At 58.2% G+C, this 13,143-nt stretch carries 15 protein-coding genes; 7 read left to right on the top strand and 8 right to left on the bottom strand.

The annotated features are described in order from the left end of the window. Positions 1-195: 195 nt before the first annotated feature. The gene (cshA, locus tag PHU01S_RS11280; protein ID WP_049867076.1) at positions 196-1,788 is read right to left on the bottom strand and encodes a degradosome RNA helicase CshA; all 1,593 of its coding nucleotides are present in this window, start codon (positions 1,786-1,788) and stop codon (positions 196-198) included. Between the two features lie 175 nt (positions 1,789-1,963). Here cshA and PHU01S_RS11285 point away from each other — a divergent pair, with 175 nt between their 5' ends. From PHU01S_RS11285 to PHU01S_RS11295, 3 genes are all read left to right on the top strand, one after another. Further along, positions 1,964-2,797, top strand: coding sequence for a YitT family protein (locus PHU01S_RS11285; RefSeq protein WP_083436556.1), 834 nt, complete (start codon positions 1,964-1,966; stop codon positions 2,795-2,797). Between the two features lie 149 nt (positions 2,798-2,946). Next, positions 2,947-3,135 (top strand): hypothetical protein, encoded by a 189-nt coding sequence (locus PHU01S_RS11290; RefSeq protein WP_174806358.1) that lies wholly within the window; start codon positions 2,947-2,949, stop codon positions 3,133-3,135. A 266-nt stretch (positions 3,136-3,401) separates the two neighbouring features. Next, positions 3,402-4,595, top strand: coding sequence for a putative glycoside hydrolase (locus PHU01S_RS11295; protein ID WP_021881692.1), 1,194 nt, complete (start codon positions 3,402-3,404; stop codon positions 4,593-4,595). A gap of 115 nt (positions 4,596-4,710) precedes the next feature. Here the strand turns inward: PHU01S_RS11295 and PHU01S_RS11300 are convergent, their stop codons facing one another. The 4 genes from PHU01S_RS11300 to PHU01S_RS11315 all read right to left on the bottom strand — a co-directional run bounded on the left by PHU01S_RS11300 (position 4,711) and on the right by PHU01S_RS11315 (position 7,481). Further along, positions 4,711-4,911 carry a DUF3906 family protein gene (locus PHU01S_RS11300; protein WP_021881691.1) on the bottom strand — a complete coding sequence of 67 codons (201 nt, stop codon included), beginning with the start codon at positions 4,909-4,911 and terminating at the stop codon, positions 4,711-4,713. A gap of 123 nt (positions 4,912-5,034) precedes the next feature. Further along, positions 5,035-6,003, bottom strand: a complete 969-nt coding sequence (pfkA, locus tag PHU01S_RS11305) for a 6-phosphofructokinase (RefSeq protein ID WP_048748577.1) — start codon at positions 6,001-6,003, stop codon at positions 5,035-5,037. 55 nt (positions 6,004-6,058) lie between these two features. Beyond that, positions 6,059-7,141: a tetraprenyl-beta-curcumene synthase family protein gene (locus tag PHU01S_RS11310; protein ID WP_127507660.1), complete on the bottom strand. Its 1,083-nt coding sequence runs from the start codon at positions 7,139-7,141 to the stop codon at positions 6,059-6,061. Positions 7,142-7,163: 22 nt separating this feature from the next. Continuing rightward, complete coding sequence (locus PHU01S_RS11315; protein ID WP_127507662.1) at positions 7,164-7,481, bottom strand: hypothetical protein; 318 nt, start codon at positions 7,479-7,481, stop codon at positions 7,164-7,166. A 149-nt stretch (positions 7,482-7,630) separates the two neighbouring features. Here PHU01S_RS11315 and PHU01S_RS11320 point away from each other — a divergent pair, with 149 nt between their 5' ends. After that, a complete protein-coding gene (locus tag PHU01S_RS11320; protein WP_232313227.1) occupies positions 7,631-8,815 on the top strand; it encodes an MFS transporter in 1,185 nt (394 codons plus the stop codon). An 86-nt stretch (positions 8,816-8,901) separates the two neighbouring features. On the opposite strand, the gene PHU01S_RS11325 is transcribed toward PHU01S_RS11320, so the two are convergent. Continuing rightward, a complete protein-coding gene (locus PHU01S_RS11325) occupies positions 8,902-9,099 on the bottom strand; it encodes a cold shock domain-containing protein (protein ID WP_021882190.1) in 198 nt (65 codons plus the stop codon). A 105-nt stretch (positions 9,100-9,204) separates the two neighbouring features. Further along, positions 9,205-9,927: a class I SAM-dependent methyltransferase gene (locus PHU01S_RS11330; RefSeq protein ID WP_246029215.1), complete on the bottom strand. Its 723-nt coding sequence runs from the start codon at positions 9,925-9,927 to the stop codon at positions 9,205-9,207. Between the two features lie 159 nt (positions 9,928-10,086). Between PHU01S_RS11330 and PHU01S_RS11335 the strand changes: the two genes are divergently transcribed. The 3 genes from PHU01S_RS11335 to pepF all read left to right on the top strand — a co-directional run bounded on the left by PHU01S_RS11335 (position 10,087) and on the right by pepF (position 12,672). Next, complete coding sequence (locus tag PHU01S_RS11335) at positions 10,087-10,320, top strand: hypothetical protein (protein ID WP_021882109.1); 234 nt, start codon at positions 10,087-10,089, stop codon at positions 10,318-10,320. A 158-nt stretch (positions 10,321-10,478) separates the two neighbouring features. Further along, positions 10,479-10,658 carry a hypothetical protein gene (locus PHU01S_RS11340; protein ID WP_021882110.1) on the top strand — a complete coding sequence of 60 codons (180 nt, stop codon included), beginning with the start codon at positions 10,479-10,481 and terminating at the stop codon, positions 10,656-10,658. Positions 10,659-10,872: 214 nt separating this feature from the next. Further along, positions 10,873-12,672: an oligoendopeptidase F gene (gene pepF / locus PHU01S_RS11345; RefSeq protein ID WP_127507679.1), complete on the top strand. Its 1,800-nt coding sequence runs from the start codon at positions 10,873-10,875 to the stop codon at positions 12,670-12,672. Between the two features lie 217 nt (positions 12,673-12,889). Here pepF and PHU01S_RS11350 read toward each other — a convergent pair. Next, positions 12,890-13,143 (bottom strand): DUF92 domain-containing protein (locus PHU01S_RS11350; protein WP_127507664.1); only part of this gene is annotated, 254 nt, incomplete at its 5' end.

Genomic DNA, 13,143 nt, shown 5'->3' on the forward strand with positions numbered 1-13,143 from the left:
TCCTTGCCTTCAAGCAGGGACCGCTGCCGGCATCCATCACGGAGTGGAATCAGGGCAAACATGGGGCATCGAAATGAGTAGATGAAATAAAAACGAACGTCCGCAGCCTTGTTGGCCGCGGGCGTTCGCTTATGAAAGTCGAATTGAAAAAGCCGGGAAATCCGCATTGGGATTTCCCGGCTTTGGTTTTGAAAATCAGCCTTCCGTCGGCCGGCGCGTTTCGCTGCTGCTGCGGTTTTCGTAGCTGCGGCCTTCATAACCGCGGCCGCCTTCCGTTCTTGGCTTGTAGCCGTCACGGCTGCTGCTGCGGTTGCCGCCGTAGCTGCTGCCGCCGCCGCTGCCGTAGCTGCTGCGTCCGCGAGGACCGCTGCCGCCGGAGCTTCCGCTGCCGCTGCGGTTGCCGCCGCCATAACCGCTGCCGGAGAACCGGCGGCCGTTGGAGCGAACATCCGGTCGACGCTTTTTGGCGCGGATCGGATCTTCAGGCGTAAGCTCGACGTTGACATCCTTCTTCTCGCCTGTGATCAGCTTGATCGCCGAGGCGAGCAGATTGACGGAATCGTACTGCTCCAGAAGCTGGATCGCAATGCCTTTGTATTCCTGGAAGCTTTCGCTTTGCGCGATTTCAAGGATACGCTCGGCTGTAATGCGCTGCTTGCCTTCGATTGCCTCTGCCAGGCTGGGCACAGGCTTCTTCGTGATGCGCTGGCGGGTAACCTTCTCGATGAAGTGAAGGTGATCCGTCTCGCGCGGCGTCACGAAGCTCCATGCCGTTCCTTCCTTGCCTGCACGGCCGGTACGGCCGATCCGGTGAACGTAGCTCTCCGGATCCTGCGGAAGGTCGAAGTTGATGACATGCGTTACGCCCGATACGTCGAGACCGCGTGCCGCAACGTCCGTCGCCACGAGGACATCGATGCTGCCGTCGCGGAACTTGCGCATGACGTTGTCGCGCTGGTTCTGGGACAGGTCGCCGTGCAGTCCGTCCGCGGAGTAGCCGCGCTTTTGGAGAGCTTCGCTCAGCTCGTCTACCCGGCGCTTCGTGCGTCCGAAAATGATGGCGAGCTCAGGGCTTTCCATATCGAGCAGGCGGCTCAAGGCGTCGAATTTCTGGCGCTCGTGAACTTCGATGTAAGCCTGGGCGATCAGCGGAGCGCTGACTTGTTTCGGAATAACGGAAACATGCTCCGGATTTTTGAGGAATTGCTGGGCAAGACGCTGGATGTTCGGAGGCATCGTCGCGGAGAAGAGCATCGTCTGGCGTTCTTCCGGCACGAGGCTCAAAATCGACGTGATGTCTTCCATGAAGCCCATGTCCAGCATTTCATCCGCTTCGTCGAGAACGACGGTCTGGACATCGTCCAGCTTGATCGTCTTGCGGTTGATATGGTCAAGAAGACGTCCTGGAGTACCGATAATGATTTGCGGGCGCTTCTTCAGAGCGCGGATCTGGCGTCCGATTTCCTGACCGCCGTAGATCGGAAGGGAACGGGTTCCCTTGAAGCGGGAAAGCTTGCCGATTTCTTCGGCAACCTGGATGGCCAGCTCGCGGGTCGGCGTCATGATCAGGGCCACGATGCGTTCTTCGCTGGATGGAATCTTGTTGATCAGCGGAATACCGAACGCCGCCGTCTTGCCTGTACCGGTCTGTGCTTGGCCAATCATATCGCTGCCGCTCATCGCGATCGGAATGGACTTGTCTTGAATAGGCGTGGATTCCTCGAACCCAAGCTCTGTAATTGCCTGCAACACCTTAGGGTCGAGGCCAAATTCAGCAAATGTTTTCAAATCTTATCCAAACTCCTTCTCTTTGTAAAGCTCGCTTCAAAAATATCCTGTTTAGTATAGCACAAAGACATGCATGAATACCAGCCGCATGCAAAGCCATACTAGGGTGGACATGTCAAATAGCTTTCCGCTTCGCTCCCCAGGCTATACAATGCCATTCCGATCGGAGGTCCTCATGAAACCAATGCGTGCCGCTTTGTCCTGGCTTTCCGTCACAGCGGGTTCGCTGATGATCGCCGTCGCGTTCAATCTGCTGCTCATCCCCCACCAGCTGCTGAGCGGCGGCATTTCCGGGATCTCCATGATGATCGGTTATCTGACGAACAGCAATATCGGCTGGCTGTATCTGGTGCTCAACATTCCGGTGCTGATCTGGGGATGGTTCACGCTCGGCAAGCGGTTCGTCGGCTGGAGCGCCTATTCCGTCGCTGCGGCCTCCCTATTCATGCAGCTGATTCCCGTCGACATGCTGGCCCGGGATATTTTGCTCGGATCGGTATTCGGCGGCATCGTCCTCGGCTTCGGAACCGGACTTTGCCTGCGGGCCGGGGGCTCCTCCGGGGGATTCGACGTCATCGCCTCCATCGTCAGCCGCACCCGCGATCTTCCCGTCGGCATGCTGATTTTTCTTCTCAACGGCCTTGTGATCGTCATTCTCGCCGCGTTCACCCGCAGCGCCGAAATTGCTTTATATTCGCTCATTTCGATTTTTACCGCCGGGAAAATCGTGGATATCATTCATATCCGCCATCTCAAAGTCACCGTGTTCATCATTACCAAGCGCACGGAGGACATGCTCCAGCAGATGCTTGCGCGGCCCCGGGGAGTCACCGTCATCCGCACGAGGGGAGCATTCACCTCCGAGGAAAACGACATGCTGATGACCGTCACGACACGCTACGAGCTGGACGAGCTGAAGCGGATGGTGCGCAAGCTCGATCCCAAGGCTTTCGTCAATATCGTGGAGACGGTCGGCATTCTCGGCGATTTCAGGCGCAATGCGAATTGAACGGATGCTCTGGGCAGCAGCGGATTTCTCTCCGCTTCCCTTTGAATGGCGGCCTTGAGATGGTATACTGACCCTATCCCGTAGTTCATGTTTCATGCCCAGCGTTCTGCCCTGAACACATCGATGAGAAAGGGTGATGCAAGGTGGATATGGAAACGGTCAAACTTTCGAGGATTGTGGAAAAATTGGCGCCTGAGCTTCATTCCTTCCTCACGGAGCATGAGCTTGGCCTCAAAATCGTCCTGCGGGACGGATTTTCGGTTCTGGAACCGGCCGATGCAATGGAAATCGTCCAGCAAAGCATTTGTGAATACCAGAAACAAACGCTTTTGCATTAAATGCCCGGCCCTGCCCGCAGGCTTCGTCTCCCAAGGCGAAAGCCCGGGGAACTAGGAACATCCCGTTCCGAATGCGCCTGGCTGCCCGCCTCTCCTCGAGGCGGGTTTTTTGGTTGTCCGCATTTACAAATGCATCCCTTTTCCACTTATCGGTTGCATAAAGACATCATTCGCCCTTATTCAACAACTTGCATGAAATTTCTTGTGTCAGCCATACCCATTCTGTTTTATAATCTCAAGAGAAGAGTACATAGGGAGAGAATAGAATGGAAATGGTTTACTCGACGCTGCTGCTCCTCATGCAGCTCCTCTCCGGAGGAACCGGCCAGCAGGCAGACGCATCCCATGGGATGATGGCCACCTACCTCAACGCCGCCGCAGGCAAGGAAGTCATGGCCGTTCCGGCCAAAGAAGTGCAGGCGCCGGATGCCGGCGGAGGCGACTACGTCAAAAAGGATCCGCAGCCGGACGCTCCCGCCGTCAAAGGCATCTACGTGACCGCGCACAGCGCGGGCGGAGCCCGGCTTCCGAAGCTGCTGAGCCTTCTGGACAAAACGGATCTCAACAGCATGGTCGTCGACATCAAGGACGACAACGGCTACTTGACGTATCCGACGGACAACGCCGAGCTGCTCAAGCTCGGCACCGCCAAGAAATACATCAAGGACATGCCTTCCCTGATGTCCCAGCTCAAGGAGCATGACGTCTATCCGATCGCCCGGATCGTCGTGTTCAAGGATACCGTGCTCGCCGAGAAGCATCATGAGCTGAGCTACGTCCGGCCGGACGGCACGCTTTGGAAAAACGGCAAAGGCGATGCCTTCGTCAATCCTTACTCCAAGGAAGTATGGGATTACAACATCGCGGTCGCCAAGGAAGCCGCCAAGCTCGGCTTCAAGGAGATCCAGTTCGATTACGTCCGCTTCCCTGAAGGCTTCGAGAAGAAAGCCGACACGCTCAAGTATGAGAAGACCGACATCAGCCGCGTCGACGCGGTCGCCGGATTCGTCAAGTACGCCAGAGAGCAGCTGGCCCCTCTCAACGTCAGGGTATCGGTCGACATCTTCGGTTACGCCGCCTCTGTTCCGGCAGCGGAAGGCATCGGCCAGGATTTCGTGAAGATTTCCAAGTATGTCGACGTAATCAGCCCGATGGTCTATCCAAGCCATTATTCCACCGGCTGGTTCGGCGCCTCCAACCCCGACACGAGTCCTTACCAGGTCATCAAGGGCTCGATGGTGGACACGCACAAAAAGCTCGATCCGATCGGCAGCTACAAGCCCGTCATCCGGCCATGGATCCAGGACTTCACCGCCAGCTGGCTCGGCAAGGGCCATTATATCAAGTACGGCAAAACCGAAGTGGAAGCCCAGATCAAGGCGCTGCACGATACGGGCGTCGAGGAATACCTGCTCTGGAATGCAGGCAACAGCTATACCGAAAGCGCCAATTTCAAATAACCGCACTCATTCCCAACGATTCGGAGGAAGCGGCGATGACTTCGCTTCCACCCGCAAAAAAAGGTCAGCAGCCTCCATGAGGCTGCTGACCTTTTTCATTCCGCATTCCGCGCCGCTATCCCTCGATCACATAGCCGTTGCCCGGCTCCGTCCTTTTCTTCTCCACGATTGCGATGGAGGTCATCTCGGGAACCTTCAGGAAATGCCGCTGCACATGGCTCTCCACGTAGGAAAACGCCTTTTCGTCTGTCGCGGCGAGCACGATCAGATGCGCCTGCCCTTGTTCAAGCTGAATCTCGATCTTATACAGGAACATAGATGATTCCTCCTTGAGAGATGTCGTCGTTAGGGGCCTACTCAGCGCCCGGCTGCCAGAAAGCCCTGCCGCTGCGGCTTAGGGCCGCAGGACAGGGCTTGGTTCTTTGAACGGCAACACTTGTTATTGGGACAAGCGGAGAGCCAGGTTGTACAGCTCCATGTTGAACGGCTTCTTCGTGTTGACGACAAGGTCGATGTCGGTCGCGGTCAGCTCGCCTTTGATGATGCCGCAGGACTTGGCCGAATGGCCTTCCATAAGCTGGCGTACGGCAAAATCGCCAAGCTGGCTCGCAAGGATGCGGTCGTTGTGGGTCGGCGCCCCGCCGCGCTGAATATGGCCGAGCACGGTCGTGCGCGGCTCGATGCCGCAGCAGTCCGTAATATGCTGGGCGACGTTCTCGCCTTTGCCCGCGCCTTCGGCGACGACGATGATGCTGTGGCGCTTGCCGTGCTTGAAGTTGTCCTGCATCCGGCGGGACACCTCGTCCAGATCGTACTCCACCTCGGGCACGATGATCGTCTCCGCTCCGCTCGCCAGACCGGCATAGAGAGCGATATCGCCGCAATGGCGGCCCATGACTTCGACGATGGACGAGCGCTCATGCGAGGTCATCGTGTCGCGCAGCTTGTTGATGGCGTCCACGACGATGCTGACGGCCGTGTCGAATCCGATGGTGAAATCGGTATATGCGATATCGTTGTCGATCGTGCCCGGCAATGCCATCGTCTTGATGCCGAGCTTGCTCAGCTTGTTCGCACCTTGGTAGGAGCCGTCCCCGCCGATGACGATTAGTCCGTCGATGCCCCGCTCGCGCAGTACGTCAGCCCCCTTTTGCTGGCCTTCCGGCGTCAGGAACTCCTTGCAGCGGGCTGTCTGCAGCACCGTGCCTCCGCGCTGGATGATATCGCCGACGCTTCGCAGGTCCATGGGACGGATGTCATCGTTGATCAAGCCTTGGTAGCCTCTCTGGACGCCATATACATCCAGTCCGTAATACAGGGCGCTGCGCACCACGGCGCGCACGGCAGCGTTCATTCCCTGGGAATCCCCGCCGCTGGTCAGAACAGCAATCGATTTAACAGCTGACATGTGTAAATCCTCCAATGACGCATATTTATTTGAAAAATGGCTTACAGCTTCGTTATTAGGCGCGGATGCGGCGGATGACCACGCTGTTCATGAAGAAGAACAAGCGGGTCAGCGGGCTGCGCCTCATCAGCTTGCGTGATACGCTGCGGACATCCTGCTGGCCGCTGACCTTGGGGTCGGACAAATAAAGAGCCAGAAGCCCTTCAACGATCATCCGGTGGAAGCCGGGCTCCGGCAGCCTGCGGATATCCTCGCGGGCCCGCCGGACGATCTCTCCGATCCGCTGGGCGGCCTCGGCCGTTCCGCTATAGTAGTTGCAGAAGTTGAGGTCTCCGCCCTCGCGATCCTCCTCCTGGTCGATCAAGTAGTCCAGAAGAATATGAAGCCCGCATACATGGGGGAAGTAAGCCCTTCTGACCTCTGCCGCTCTCTCCGGCGTCAGAGCCGGATCCAGAGCGGCGGCGAACAGCGTGAACATGCCGAGGGTCGAGCCCGTCGCCGCGGCGAATTCGTTCCACCGGAGCTCGGGGTACTCCCGTCGGTGCAGCTCCCACCACGCCAGCAGCTTCTCCTCCCGCAAATCCTTGGCGATATGCTTGTACACCTGCAGATCGCCGTAGAGGCCGACCAGCCGGGATACTTCCGGCTGCGCGGCGGCATAGCCGGGCAGCATGGCCGCCTGGCGCTGGCAGGTGCGCACCAGATGATGCAAATAGCCGCCGTCGTCGCGCTCCGCCCGCAGCGCGTAATAATCCGTCAGCTCCGCGTCGGGATCGACGGCATCCAGCATGGAGCGGTGCAGCAGCCGAAAATCGTCGGCATCCAGCGATGTGCTTCGGTCGCATAAGTTGTCCAGATAGTCGCTGATCGTCTGCAGCGCGACGATCAGCGGTATGAGGACCTTGCGGGAAGCCGGATCCGCGATTGCGTATACGGAGCCTCCCTGGCAATGGAACCTCTTTTCCTTCATGCTGCTCAGAGCCTGCGTCCGGAGCTCGGGATCGGGTATGCGCTCGGCGCGCTGCCTGAGGCTCTCGAGCTCCGCCGAGACGTCCGGAAGCGCGTATTTGTACACCCGGTACATCAGGCGCAATGGCTCTGCCGGCGCTTTGCCGGCTGTCAATGTTCGTTCGCTCATGTATGGCGCCTCCCGAATTTGCTTAGGAATGGCGCCGCAGTTCAATCTCCTGATTGACGCGGTACCAGATATGCAGATCGTTGATCCGGCTTGCAAGCTCGGCGATCTCGCTGTTCAGGATGCAGGAATGGCTGAAGTCATCCTCGTCCTGGAGCATCTCCTGCTTGTCCCGGATCCTGTCCTCGAAAGCCTTGACCAGATCCGGTATGCGGCCGCGGATCAGCTCCCACTGCTCGATGATGAACAGCTGTTCGCCGGCCTCGTATTCCTCCCACCGCCTGTCCAGCGACGGAAGCGGGATTCCGAGCCGGCTGTCCGTACGGAAATAACGATTCCCCATGGTAAACCTCCAAAATAACTTTACCATCCCGAAACCCTAAAATCCAGTGCCGAAGCCGAAAACAATGTCGCCTTGCCGACCGTCCATGCTATACTTTCAAGAGTTCTTGCAGACGGAATAATGACATCGACAGGAGTGAAGCTTGGCACATGTCCGACATGACCGCCTCCCGAACGTTGATGGCGCCCGGAGCAGCAGCCCGGGAAGCCTGGAAACTTCGGGCGTTCTGCTTTTCCATCTATGCTACCCAGGCTGTCCTTGTCTCCTATTTCCCGCTCTACTTCATCGACAAGGGCTTTTCGAGCCAGCAAATCGGCTTCATTTATTCCTCGGGTCCGATGCTGTCGATTGCAGCCAATCTTGTCGCAGGGGCGCTGAGCGACAAATACCGCACGATCCGCCGCATTCTTCTCGCCCTGCTGTTCGGGCAGCTCGCTTTCGCCGCCCTGCTTCTTCCGCTCAGCGCCTTCGGTCCGGTGGCGCTTGTCATGGCCGCCTTCTATCTGTGCCAGACTCCCGTCAACCCGCTCTCGGACAGCCTGCTTCTGATGTCGGCTCCCCATACGGGACGCCCTTATGCGCTTATCCGCATATTCGGCTCGCTCGGCTTCTGCATGGCCGCCTATGCCATCGGATTGGTGCTGAAGCTCACCGGAACGGGAGCGACCGTATCGATCGCGCTGATTACGACGGCGGTGTCGCTCGTAATCGCATGGCAGCTGAGAGACTATCGCGGAGCGAGCGGCAAAATGGACTTCTCCGGCCTCGTCAAGCTTGTCCGCAGGCCGGACATCATCGCCTTCTTCTCCATCGTGCTCGTCCTTTCCGTCGCCCACCGGATGAACGACGGCTTCCTCGCGCTCGCCATGCGCGAGCGCGGCGCGAGCGATGCGCTTGTCGGGGCGGCATGGTCGCTGTCCTCGCTGAGCGAAATTCCCGTCCTGTTCCTGCTTGGACGGTACGGCAGCCGGTTCAAGGAGCTTCCGTTGCTTGCCATCGCAGCCGCTATGTACGCCGTGCGCTTTTTCCTCAACGCCCGTATCGAGGATCCGTCGCTGTTCCTGCTGACGCAGCTGATGCACAGCGTATCGTTCGGCATCTTTTTCTCGACGGCCATCCGTTATGTCGCGACGGTCATTCCCGATCAATACCGCGCTTCCGGAATGGCGCTGTATGCCGTCGTATGGACGGGAATCGCCGGCGTAATCAGCGGCCTCGCCGGGGGCTACTGGTTCCAGCATCTGGGCAGCGCGCCGTTTTTCTACATCGCCTCCGGCCTAGCCTTGACGGCATCGGCCAGCATCCTCGCCATCCATGCTTGTTCCCGGAACTAAAAAAAGGCGCAAAAAAACAAGGCCCCCTTGAGGGGGCCTTGTTCTGCTCTATTAGAAGCAAACCCGCCTAAGCGGATCTTATAAACCTACAGTTTAACGACGTTAGCAGCTTGAGGACCGCGGTTGCCGTCCGTAATGTCGAATTCTACAGCTTGACCTTCGTCCAGCGACTTGAAGCCGTCGGTTTGGATAGCAGAGAAGTGAACGAATACGTCTTCACCGTTCTCGACTTGAATGAAACCGTAGCCTTTTTCTGCGTTGAACCACTTAACTGTTCCTTTCAAATGAACAACCTCCTAAAATGACGCCGCCTTGGAGAGCGGCGAATAAGCCCATTATACACACCAGCCATGCCGATTGCAACGAGCCGGAACGGTTAAATCCATTTTTTACCGTACCGGAATCGAGATCTGCAAAAACCGGTCGGAGCCTGGGATGAACGGCAGTCGGGACGGCATAAGCTCCGTGATTCCGCCTGCAGCCGCAACCGCTTCCATCAATAGTTCCAGATCCGCATTCGGCTCCCATCGCAGAGACAGCAGCGGGTAGACCAGAACCCGGCCTCCTGGCGCGCAGATGCGCATCATTTCGAGGAGCGAACGGCGGTGGAATTCATAGCCGAACGACTCCGCATATAAAAACAGGAAGTGGCTGCAGACGACAAGCGCGAACCGCCCGTCCGCCGCCGGAAGCTCCGGCAGGCTTGCCGCGACGTAGCGGTACTCCGCTCCGGGCAGCGCCCGATCTGCGGCCGACCGCCCGAGCGCCGCCATCCTGCCCGACCGGTGCCGGTCGAGATCGCCGTAATAGCTCCAGTCGAACTGATTCTTCAGCCGCTCCAGCTTGGCCGTCGACGCGTCGATCTCCGCAAGCGCAGCTTCATGCCACTGAGGGACAGCGGTTCCATACGTAGGATCGAATGCCGCTGCCCGATAGCCGCGCGCAGCCGCATCCGCGGTGAACGACGAGGCTCCGCCCGCGACATCCGCGATCTCGCCGGCAGCCAGGTCCTCCCCGGACAGCCCGAACATGGCCATGTACTCCTCGAGGCTCCGGCAAGTGACGGCGACTCCCTGCTGCTCGTAAGGCTTCATTCCCATTCCCAAGCTCATTCTGCTTCTCCTCCGCTCTTCTTCTCCGGCGCTCTCTCGGCACCGGCAGAATCTCCATATTCTGGAGATGGTTAGATCCTAACCGATCCGGCGGTTGATTTCCAGCCTTTTTTAACGCTATGATGAAGGGATAACAAATAACGGGAGGACAAAAGCCACGTGATTAAGAAGCATCAGATCTATAAACGCGACAAATACAACATGCTCAATGTGGAGGTCCACGGAAAAACGCTCATCGCCAGGGAAATATCGGACCAGTGGGGCGAAGAATGCTTTACGTTCGTATCCCGTCCCGAAATGATGCACTGGGCGGAGAACAGGTTCCGTGCAAGCGACTTCGTCGGACGAGAGGAAGAGCGCACCGCCATCCTGGAAGCGCTCCGCGAAGTCTGACCGTTCCGAACATCCGGCAGGAAAACGGCGCTCCGCACCGAATGGGATAACCGAGCGGTTGCGCGTTGTCTATTGTCCTGCCCCTATGCAAGGCCGCGCCGGCTTCCCCGCCCATGCAGGCAGCCGTCAGCAATCCGCAATGGAGGCAACCCTTAGCGATGGATACGACTTCCGCTGCCATTTTCATTCTTTCCGCTTTCGTCCTGGGGGCCGTCATCCTCATGAGCCGGAACCAGATCCCCGAGCGGCTGCGCAAGCCGCTCGCCTTGACCGCCATCGTGCTCGTGGCATTCGCTTTCCTCGTCGTTGTCATGACCTTGTTCAGCCTGGGGACATAACGAGGGGAAAGACATGCCATACTAGGCAGACTATGCCTGGTTTGGAGGTCATATCATGAAATGGATTCCGCTGCTCCTGTCCCTCAGCCTGCTGCCTGGAAGTCCCCAGCGGATTTCCGAACAGAGCGAAGCGGTCCTGTCCCGATCCGGAGCCGGCGGGGCGTTCCCGCCCCCCGCTCAGGCCCTATCCAAGACCCCGACAAGGAGGCCGACTATGAGCCAAGTACCGAAACGTTCCGAGACCGCGCCAGAATTCCGCTGGAAGCTGGAAGACATTTTCGCCGACCAGAAAGCCTGGGACAAGGAATATCAGGAAGCCAAGACCAAGCTTAAATCCGTCGCTTCCTATCAGGGCACGCTCGGCGACGCCGCCAAGCTCAAAGCTTGCTTCGAGCTGGAAGACGATCTGGGCTACCATGTGGAGCGTCTGTACGTGTATGCCAACATGAAGCATCACGAGGATACGGCCGAGCCCGAATTCCAGGCCCTGTCCGAAAAATCGCAGCGCCTGAGCGTCGAAGCCGGAGAAGCTCTCAGCTTCATTACGCCCGAGGTGCTCGCCCTTCCCGACGACAAGCTCGATGCCTACATCGCCGATCCTGAGCTCGCTCCTTTCCGCCATACGCTGGAGGAGATGAAGCGCCAGAAAGCCCATGTCCTCTCCAAGAATGAAGAATCGCTGCTGGCCCAGGTCGGCAACATCAGCTCTTCGCCGCAGACGATCTTCAGCATGCTGAACAATGCCGATCTGAAGTTCCCCAAGGTCAAGAACGAGAAGGGCGAGGAAGTCGAGCTCTCCCACGGCCGCTACATCGAGTTTCTCGAGAGCCGCAACCGCCAGGTCCGCGAGGACGCGTTCAAGACGATGTACGCTACATACGGCAAGCTCAAAAACACGCTGGCCTCGACGCTCAGCTCGAATGTGACCAAGAACGTCTTTTATGCCAAGGCGCGCAAATATCCTTCCGTCCTCGAGATGTCTCTCTATGGAGACAACATTCCGAAGACGGTCTATACGAACCTGATCGACACGGTGCACAAGTCGCTTCCGCTCATGTACCGCTACATGGAGCTTCGCAAAAAGCTGCTCGGCGTCGATGAGCTGCATATGTACGATCTGTTCGCCCCGCTCGTGGACGAGTTCGACATGAAGATCACGTTCGACGAGGCCAAGAAAATCACAGCGGAGAGCTTGAAGCCGCTGGGCGAAGACTATGGCAAGGCGCTTCGGGAAGGCTACTCCAACAGCTGGATCGACGTCTATGAGAACGAAGGCAAGCGCAGCGGCGCATACAGCTGGGGAGCCTACGGAACGCATCCGTACGTGCTGCTGAACCACAAGGACAACCTCAACAGCATGTTCACGCTGACGCACGAGATGGGCCATGCCCTCCACTCGTACTATTCCGACGGCAACCAGAAGTACCGCGACGCGCAGTACACCATCTTCCTCGCCGAAGTGGCGTCCACGCTGAACGAAGCGCTGCTGATGGACTACCTGCTGAACAAATCCACGGATCCGAAGGAGAAGATGTACCTCCTGACCTATTACGCGGACCAGTTCCGCACGACCGTGTTCCGCCAGACGATGTTCGCGGAGTTCGAGAAGATCATCCACGAGAAGGCCGAAGCGGGCGAATCGCTGACGCCGCAGGAGCTGTCCAAGATCTACTACGACCTCAACGCCCTCTACTACGGCAAAGGCATGGTCGTGGATCAGGACATCGAGATGGAGTGGGCGCGCATCCCGCATTTCTACAACAGCTTCTACGTGTACAAATATGCGACCGGCTTCTCCGCCGCCACCAGCTTCGCCAAGCAGATTCTGGAGGAAGGACAGCCGGCGGTGGACCGCTACCTCGGCTTCCTGAAGAGCGGCGGCAGCGACTTCTCGATCAACATTCTCAAGAAGGCCGGCGTCGACATGAGCTCGCCGGAGCCGATCGAGCAGGCGATGAGCGTGTTCGAGAGCGTCATCAGCCAGCTCGAGGAATTGACGGCTTCGGCCAAATAAGCTTTCATTCCAAAAAGCGTCCGTACAGGCAGCTCAAGCTGCTTGAACGGACGCTTTTTTCATGGGAAATGGCAAGTGTCAGCAAAGTTGTTTTAATTGGAAAACTTCACGGCCAGCCAAGGCTGCTGAAGGAAAGAAGAGCCGAATGGAAGCAGCGCTTTCATTCGGCTCTTCTTTGGATTGAAAAAACCCTCCCGCCATTTCTCCGTCTTCGAGGCTAGAGCAGCTCCCCGAGCAAGGCAGCCAGCGCCCCGGCCATCAAGGAAGACAGCAGGTTGACCGCGTCGTTCGTCATCCAGCCAAAGCCGCGGATGCGCTCGGAAGCGGCGCCGCAATGGACGGCGCGCTCCGTCTCGCTGCCGCAGACCCGGCAGCGGTACATGGCCTGCACGGTCGCACCGAGCCATGAATCGGCGAACGCGCCGGCCAGGCCCGCAGCGGCGCCGGCGAGCAGCAGCGCCAATGCGGGAG

Source organism: Paenibacillus humicus NBRC 102415, assembly GCF_004000905.1.
GTDB lineage: Bacteria > Bacillota > Bacilli > Paenibacillales > Paenibacillaceae > Paenibacillus_O > Paenibacillus_O humicus.

What these genes read in the sequence shown, in the direction of transcription:
- PHU01S_RS11285 (WP_083436556.1), top strand. Translation starts at nt 1,964, where the DNA reads ATGAAACCAATGCGTGCCGCTTTGTCCTGGCTTTCCGTCACAGCGGGT.
- PHU01S_RS11290 (WP_174806358.1), top strand. Translation starts at nt 2,947, where the DNA reads ATGGAAACGGTCAAACTTTCGAGGATTGTGGAAAAATTGGCGCCTGAG.
- PHU01S_RS11295 (WP_021881692.1), top strand. Translation starts at nt 3,402, where the DNA reads ATGGAAATGGTTTACTCGACGCTGCTGCTCCTCATGCAGCTCCTCTCC.
- PHU01S_RS11300 (WP_021881691.1), bottom strand. Translation starts at nt 4,911, where the DNA reads ATGTTCCTGTATAAGATCGAGATTCAGCTTGAACAAGGGCAGGCGCAT.
- pfkA (WP_048748577.1), bottom strand. Translation starts at nt 6,003, where the DNA reads ATGTCAGCTGTTAAATCGATTGCTGTTCTGACCAGCGGCGGGGATTCC.
- PHU01S_RS11310 (WP_127507660.1), bottom strand. Translation starts at nt 7,141, where the DNA reads ATGAGCGAACGAACATTGACAGCCGGCAAAGCGCCGGCAGAGCCATTG.
- PHU01S_RS11315 (WP_127507662.1), bottom strand. Translation starts at nt 7,481, where the DNA reads ATGGGGAATCGTTATTTCCGTACGGACAGCCGGCTCGGAATCCCGCTT.
- PHU01S_RS11320 (WP_232313227.1), top strand. Translation starts at nt 7,631, where the DNA reads ATGTCCGACATGACCGCCTCCCGAACGTTGATGGCGCCCGGAGCAGCA.
- PHU01S_RS11330 (WP_246029215.1), bottom strand. Translation starts at nt 9,927, where the DNA reads ATGAGCTTGGGAATGGGAATGAAGCCTTACGAGCAGCAGGGAGTCGCC.
- PHU01S_RS11340 (WP_021882110.1), top strand. Translation starts at nt 10,479, where the DNA reads ATGGATACGACTTCCGCTGCCATTTTCATTCTTTCCGCTTTCGTCCTG.
- pepF (WP_127507679.1), top strand. Translation starts at nt 10,873, where the DNA reads ATGAGCCAAGTACCGAAACGTTCCGAGACCGCGCCAGAATTCCGCTGG.